We start from the raw sequence: 7,034 nt of genomic DNA, 5'->3' as shown, positions 1-7,034 counted from the left end.
TGTGGCAGGCAAATGTTAACGGTAATTTCAATCCCGACAACAACGGCATCCAGTACAAGTATGACTGGTATGTTGATCCGCAAACGAACCAGCCTGTGTTGAACAAAGTATTCGTTCCGGAGTTTCTGGATACTGCTCATACCATGAGGTCAGCAGATACCGACTGGCTCAAAGAAATATCCCAGGTTGGCGTCGTGCAGGATTATAACGTTCAGCTTGCTAATGGGTCGGAGAATGGAAGCTACCTGTTGTCTGTTGGCTACTTTGATAACAAAGGCGTGGTGAGAACCACAGGTTTTAACAGGCTGTCGGCACGTGTGAATTCTGACTACCGGTTATTTAAGGGGAGGATAAACGTTGGGCAGAATTTGAGTTTGTCAAAAACAAAAGAGGTTGCGGCGGACATTATCAACTCGGCTATTCAGGCAGTCCCTATTATTCCTGTGCATACGGAGGATGGCATTGGATGGGGCGGTCCGGTAGCCGGCATGAACGACAGGCAAAATCCGGTGCGTGTGCTGGAGGATAACAAGCAGAACGGATATAACTATATGCGTCTGTTCGGCAATTTCTTCGCTGACCTTAAAATTGTAGAGGGATTAACTTTCAGGTCTAATGTCGGCATTGATTACGGGAACTACACTTCGCGTAACTGGCAGAAGAAATATCAGTCGGGCTACCTTAAAAATGATGTGAACAAAGTAACCAATACACAAACACACAGCGTTAAGACTACGTGGACGAATACCCTGAATTATAAACTCCAGTTAAAACAGCATAATCTTGATATCATAGGCGGGACGGAATATTATGTGGATAATACAACCTCATTTATGGCCTCCAGAGAGGGTTTCGTACTGGAGGACCCGAACTATTTGTACCTGGATGCTGGAACGGGTACAAAGGACAATGCTGGAAGTGGAGCTAAAAATGTATTGCTCTCTTATTTTGGAAAAGCCAACTACTCTTATCTTGACAGGTACCTGTTTTCTGCAACAATCAGATATGACGGATCTTCGCGTTTTGGTGATAACAATCGTTTTGGAACCTTTCCGGCCTTCTCAGCAGGATGGCGTGTTAGTGAGGAAGGATTTATTAAAGATAACACGGAAATTTTTGATGAGTTAAAACTCCGCTTCGGCTGGGGAAAAACGGGCAACCAGGAGATAGAAAATAACGCTATTTATAACCTCTATTTCCCGAACTATAACATTACTGCCTACGATATTAATGGCGACAAAAGTGGCGTACTGGCGTCTGGATTCTACTTATCGCAAAATGCGAATCCAAATCTGAAATGGGAAGCTACAGAAATGAGCAACGCAGGGTTTGATTACTCTTTATTTAATCAAAAGCTCTATGGAAGCGTGGACTACTACGTGAAGAAGACATCTGACATTCTGCTAAAACCACCGTATATAGGTGTCTTAGGTGAAGGTGGTAATACCTGGGTTAACGGTGCATCTATGGAGAATAAGGGTTTCGAATTTGTTATTGGGCACCGGGGTGCGATCAATAGAAATCTAAAGCTTGATCTCACCGGTAATTTTGATGTGGTTAAAAATAGAGTAACCAAATTGCCTCCGGAAGTTATAAATGCCTACGGTGGTGATGGACGGGGACAGAACATTCTCGGAAGGACGTTCGGATCACACTTTGGCTATATTGCCGATGGTTTGTTCAGGTCACAGGAAGAAGTTGAGGCAAGTGCCGAACAGCCTAATAAGGGACTAGGGCGTATCCGTTACCGGGATTTGAATGGGGATAACGTGATTAATGATTACGACAGAACATGGATTGGTACTCCTCTTCCCAAGTTCACGTATGGATTCAATGCGGCGGTTAGTTATAAGAATTTTGATTTTTCTTTCTTGCTGCAGGGATTGGGGTCAATCGATGTCAGGAACGAGTCGAAGTTTTATACCGACTTCTGGAGTGCTGTAGAATCTTCATCCAACAAGGGAACGCGGTTGCTGGATGCATGGTCGCCTACTAACCCTGATTCGGATATTCCCGCGGTAGCGCTCACAGACAATAATTCTGAAGCCAGGTTTTCGACCTATTTCGTTGAGAACGGCTCTTATTTAAAGTTAAGAAACGCGCAGATTGGTTATTCACTCCATAAATCGCTTATATCCAGACTTAAGGTGCAATCGGTGCGCGTATACCTGGGTGGGGATAATCTGGGGATACTGCTTAAATCAAAATCGTTTACTGGTGTGGATCCTGAAAGTCCGGGATTTGGATATCCCAATCCATTGGTGGTAACTGCGGGAGTTAATGTGCGCTTTTAACGCGAAGGATTTCATGATTAATAATCTGTTATAGATCTGAATAGTATGAAAAGATATTTTTTTAAAGCTATTTTAATAGCTATCACGTTGAGTTCTTGTACCAAAGACCTTGATGTAGGCGCAGTAGGTGCGCTTGATGAAAGCCAGGTTTCTAACCCTGAACAAGCGGAAGGTTTTGTGATTGCAGCCTATTCGCAGCTGGGCAATGATGAAATTAACCGTGCCTTCAGCATGTACCAGTATGGTAATGTCAGGGCTGACGATGCCTACAAAGGAGGGGGCGGTATCAGTGACGGGGATGTTTTTCACTTTATGGAGACTTTCGTGACCTCCAGACCGGATCAATGGAACTATGATGGTATTTGGTTTAATATTTATGTGGGGATTCGAAGAGCTAACGAAGGCTTGCGTATTCTTAATCAGTTTACTACTGCAGAATATCCACTGGCAAATACACGTAAGGCTGAACTGCGCTTTTTACGGGGATACTGGTATCTGATGCTTGAAAATCTATTTAAGAACATTCCTTACATAGACGAGAACGTACCTGCCGCAGATTATAAGTTCGTTTTAAATAATGAATTTACAAGGGATGAAATCCTGGATAAGATTGCGGCTGATTTTCAGTACGGGACAGAAAACCTTCCGGCAACACAACCTCAGATTGGCCGCGCCAATAGGTACGCTGCCTATGCCTTTCTTGCAAAAACAAGATTGTTTCAGGCTTATAAGCAAAACGATCAGCACACAGTTACCAGCATAGATGCGGGTAGACTGGAAGAGGTGGTTCAGGCTGCCAATCAGGTGTTGAGTTCCAGTTATGGCCTTCAGCCGGATTTTGCGAATAATTTTCTGTCCGGCTCAGTTTTTGAAAATGGAAAAGAAGCGATCATGTCCGTACAGTTTTCAAGTAGTGATGGGGCAGGACGTGGAAGAGTGAATTTTGGTGACATGCTTACAGTACCCCAGGGATTGGGCTGCTGTGATTTCCAAAAGCCTTCGCAGACGTTAGTAAACGCTTACCGAACTAACGTTAATGGTGTTCCTTTATTTGAGACGTATAACCAGCAAAATGTGGATTTGGCACAGGAGACTATCGATCCGCGATTAGACCACACGATCTCCAGGCCGGGCGCACCGTGGAAGTATGATCCTAATCTGCTGGTATCTAACGGATGGAGCCGGAATATTGCGCTGTACGGTACATATAATTCCATGAAAGAAAATGTGTCACCTGATGCTCTGATAAACATCGATCCGTTTTACGGAAATACAAAACCGCGCATTATGATCAGGTATGCTGATGTGATGTTGTTTAAAGCCGAGGCTTTAATTGAATTGGGTCGCCATAATGAGGCCCTTCCACTGATTAATGAAATCAGAGAAAGAGCCGCAAATAGTACCGGTCGGTTGGTTAAAGCTGACGGAACACCGACCGCAAAGTATTACATACAGCCGTATATAGCTGGCGAGAACATCATTTGGAATCAGGAAAATGCGCGTAAGGCTCTTCGTTTTGAGCGGCGGCTTGAAATGGCTCTTGAAGGAGAGCGATTCTTTGATTTGATGCGCTGGGGAGTTGCAGCTGAAGTGATGAACGCATTTTTTGACGCAGAGAGGCCGTCCCGCAGTATCTATCAGGGGGCAAGATTTACGAAGGGTAGAGATGAGTTTTTGCCTATTCCTCAGAATCAAATTTTCTGGAGTGAGAACCGGTATGTTCAAAATCCGGGATATAACTAATACTAACCATCATAGATATGACCAGCTATTTTAACCGACATAGAGCATATTGTTTGCTCATGGTACTTTTAATGCTATCGTTTGGGTGTAAGAAAGATAGTTCGACGCTCAACCTCGACGCTGAAGTACAATTGACCTCCTTCGCCATTAATGGTGTCACCGGAGAAATAAATCAGCGATCGGGAGATATATTAGTCAATCTTCCTTTTGGTACTGATGTTACTTCTTTGAACCCTGTTCTTGGGCTTCCTGAGGAGGCTGTTTCATCAATGGATCCCGGGCAACCGCATAACTTTACGGGCCCGGTAAGTTACAGAATCACGAACGGGAATTTATATAAAGAGTATCTGGTAACAGTAAAGATCATTCCTCCATTGGTATCGTTTAGTATCAACGGTATTGACGCTACTATTGACCATGGAAACAAGAGTATTTCTTTACTGATGCCGGATGGTACCGACCTGAGCAACTTGACGCCTTCCATTGCTTTGCAGCCAGATGTTACTGTTTCTCCTTCGCCAAATACTGCTCAGAATTTTACCAGGCCAGTGTCGTATACTCTCTCAAAAGACGGTGTGAGTGCTGTCTATCAGGTAAACGTGATCAGTAACTCTATCAGTCAGTATGCGTTTCTTGGAGTAGCCCCAAGCAGGGGCATGATTACGAACAGCGATGAGAAGGCTGCTGCGGACTGGTTCTTTGAAACGTATCCTGAAGCGGATTATATCTCTTTTCAGACGATAGAAACGGGAATGAGACTGTCGAATTACCAAGTAATCTGGTGGCATTTTGATTCTTCTCAATCGTTGCCTGACGCAGCACTGAGTCCAAATGTGATCAACGCTCTTAAAGCTTACCGGGGTAATGGGGGGAGCTTGTTGTTAACATCCTATGCGACCACTTATCTGGAGAGGCTGGGTATAGTACCTGCGGGTAAGGGACCGAACAATGTGTTTGGTGATTTTATCCCTGCGGGTGGTATTGAGTTCAACAATGACTGGGGGATCTCATTCAAAGGGAGGGAAGATCATCCAATATTCAGAAACCTGGAGACTTTCGAAACAGGTAAGGCCTACCTTCTGGAAAAAGGAACATTCCGGCTCAATCATACGGCGTGGTGGTTCTTGCCTGAGTGGGGCGGCTATGGAAATGGAGCTAACTGGAGACAGCAAACCGGTGGTATCAATCTCGCTTCGGAGGCCTGGGACGACCAGCTTGATGGAAGGGTAGGAATTGCAGAATGGCCAACGGCAAGCAATGGCAATACACTTATCATTGCCTTTGGAGCTTACGACTGGTATTCCGAGCCTCAAGCTGGCGCAAGTACCGCTAACAGATACATCAATAACATCCGGACCATTACGAGAAACGCTATAGATTATCTAAGAGGAACTGATTAAAAGCATTCGGGGCTCTTGCGGGAGCCCTGAACAGCTGATTATTAAAAAACCGATTTATTAACAAGCCGATTATGTTTTTAAAAAGAACATTTTGTGCCGCAGGCCTGCTATTCAGCTTAATGTCCTGTAGCAAAGATAAAACAAACCACACTTTTGAACCTGTGAAGGAGGAAACGTTTACTATTTACCCTAAGCCAACCGGAGGTACAAGCCAGAATAATGGATATAGGGGTTGGGTGGGTGATGTAATGCCCTATTATGAAGATGGTGAATTTCAAATTTTCTTCCTTCATGATGCAAGCGATCTGGTGAAAAGCAGCAGTGCAGGACAGCATCCTGTTCATAAGTTCACCTCAACCAATGTGCTGGATTTTAATTACGAAGGGGAGATGATCCCTTATGGTAATGCGAATACACAGGACCAGCTGCCGGGTACAGGATCTGTTGTGAAGGTTGGGGATACCTATTACTTTTACTATACGGGGCATAACAGTAGTGCTTCCTGGCTGCAGAATAACAATCCTGGCTGGGCTACTGCCAACAACCGGGAGGCGGTGATGTATGCAACAAGCAAAGATCTCAGTAACTGGACAAAGCATAAAGACTTTTCACTCAGAGCCTCCTCCGGGTATACGGGCAGCGACTTCAGAGATCCTTTTGTGTTTTATAACGATGAGTTCGGAGAGTACTGGATGCTGGTGAGTACAAAGACTGCGACTAATGGGGCAATCGGAAAAGGAGTTATTTTGGTATATACTACAAAAGATCCTTCTTCCAATAATTGGGTGTTAAAGCCTGCTCCGTTGTCTGTTGAAGGTACTTACGAGATGCTGGAGTGTGCAGATATCTTTAAGGCGGGAGATAAGTATTATATGCTGTTTGCTGAAGACTGGAGTAGCACACCTGGTACTCATTACCGTATAGCTAACTCTACTGCAGGGCCATGGGTGAAGCCTGCAGATGGTTATGATATGTTTGACGGTCATCAGTTCTACGCCGCTCGTTCAGCCGCTGATGCATCTCATCGCTATGCTTTTGGATGGGTCCATCGTCGGCAGGGTGAGACGGATAACGGTGCAAGAACCTGGGCAGGAAACTTGGTTACACATGAAATCTACCCCCTTGCCAATCATAAATTGGGTGTGAGAAACCCTCAGTCTGTAACGGAATATCTTAACAAGGAAAAAGAAGCCAGCGTAGTTTCTGAAAGCGGGACGGTGAGCCGATCGGGTTCAAATTATGTATTGAACGGAACCAATGGCATGGCTTTATACAAGTTTGAAGGGATAGAAGGGACAGCGAAGATTCTGGGTACCTTCGCGATAAGTAACCTTACAGGTACCGCTGCCATCGGATTCAACACAAATGATGATAACACAAGTAGTTACACAGTTAAGTTTGAGGCAAGAACTGGTCGTATTGTAGCTTATAATAATGGTGTGGAAGTAACTCGTGTTCCTTTCAATCTCGAAGCGAACAAAGCCTATACGTTTAGTTTGATTATAGACGGGTCGGTGAGCGTACTATATGTAAATGACGAAGTGGCCTTGACGAACCGAATATACAGTCTGCAAGGCAAGCCCTGGAGCTTCGTAGC

General features: G+C 44.6%; 4 protein-coding genes. All 4 read left to right on the top strand.

The window, feature by feature from the left end:
* Nucleotides 1–2,294 (top strand): SusC/RagA family TonB-linked outer membrane protein (locus ACKI5J_RS03975; protein WP_407426738.1); only part of this gene is annotated, 2,294 nt, incomplete at its 5' end.
* 45 nt (nucleotides 2,295–2,339) lie between these two features.
* Nucleotides 2,340–4,037 (top strand): RagB/SusD family nutrient uptake outer membrane protein, encoded by a 1,698-nt coding sequence (locus ACKI5J_RS03970; RefSeq protein WP_407426736.1) that lies wholly within the window; start codon nucleotides 2,340–2,342, stop codon nucleotides 4,035–4,037.
* A gap of 59 nt (nucleotides 4,038–4,096) precedes the next feature.
* The gene (locus ACKI5J_RS03965; protein ID WP_407426734.1) at nucleotides 4,097–5,437 is read left to right on the top strand and encodes a DUF4960 domain-containing protein; all 1,341 of its coding nucleotides are present in this window, start codon (nucleotides 4,097–4,099) and stop codon (nucleotides 5,435–5,437) included.
* Nucleotides 5,438–5,508: 71 nt separating this feature from the next.
* Nucleotides 5,509–7,034: glycoside hydrolase domain-containing protein (locus tag ACKI5J_RS03960; protein WP_407426732.1), on the top strand; the 1,526-nt coding region annotated here is incomplete at its 3' end.

It is taken from the genome of Arcticibacter sp., assembly GCF_045629565.1.
Lineage (GTDB): Bacteria > Bacteroidota > Bacteroidia > Sphingobacteriales > Sphingobacteriaceae > Arcticibacter.
The sequence above is the reverse complement of the archived record's forward strand: the minus strand, read 5'-3'. Positions and strand labels throughout refer to the sequence as shown.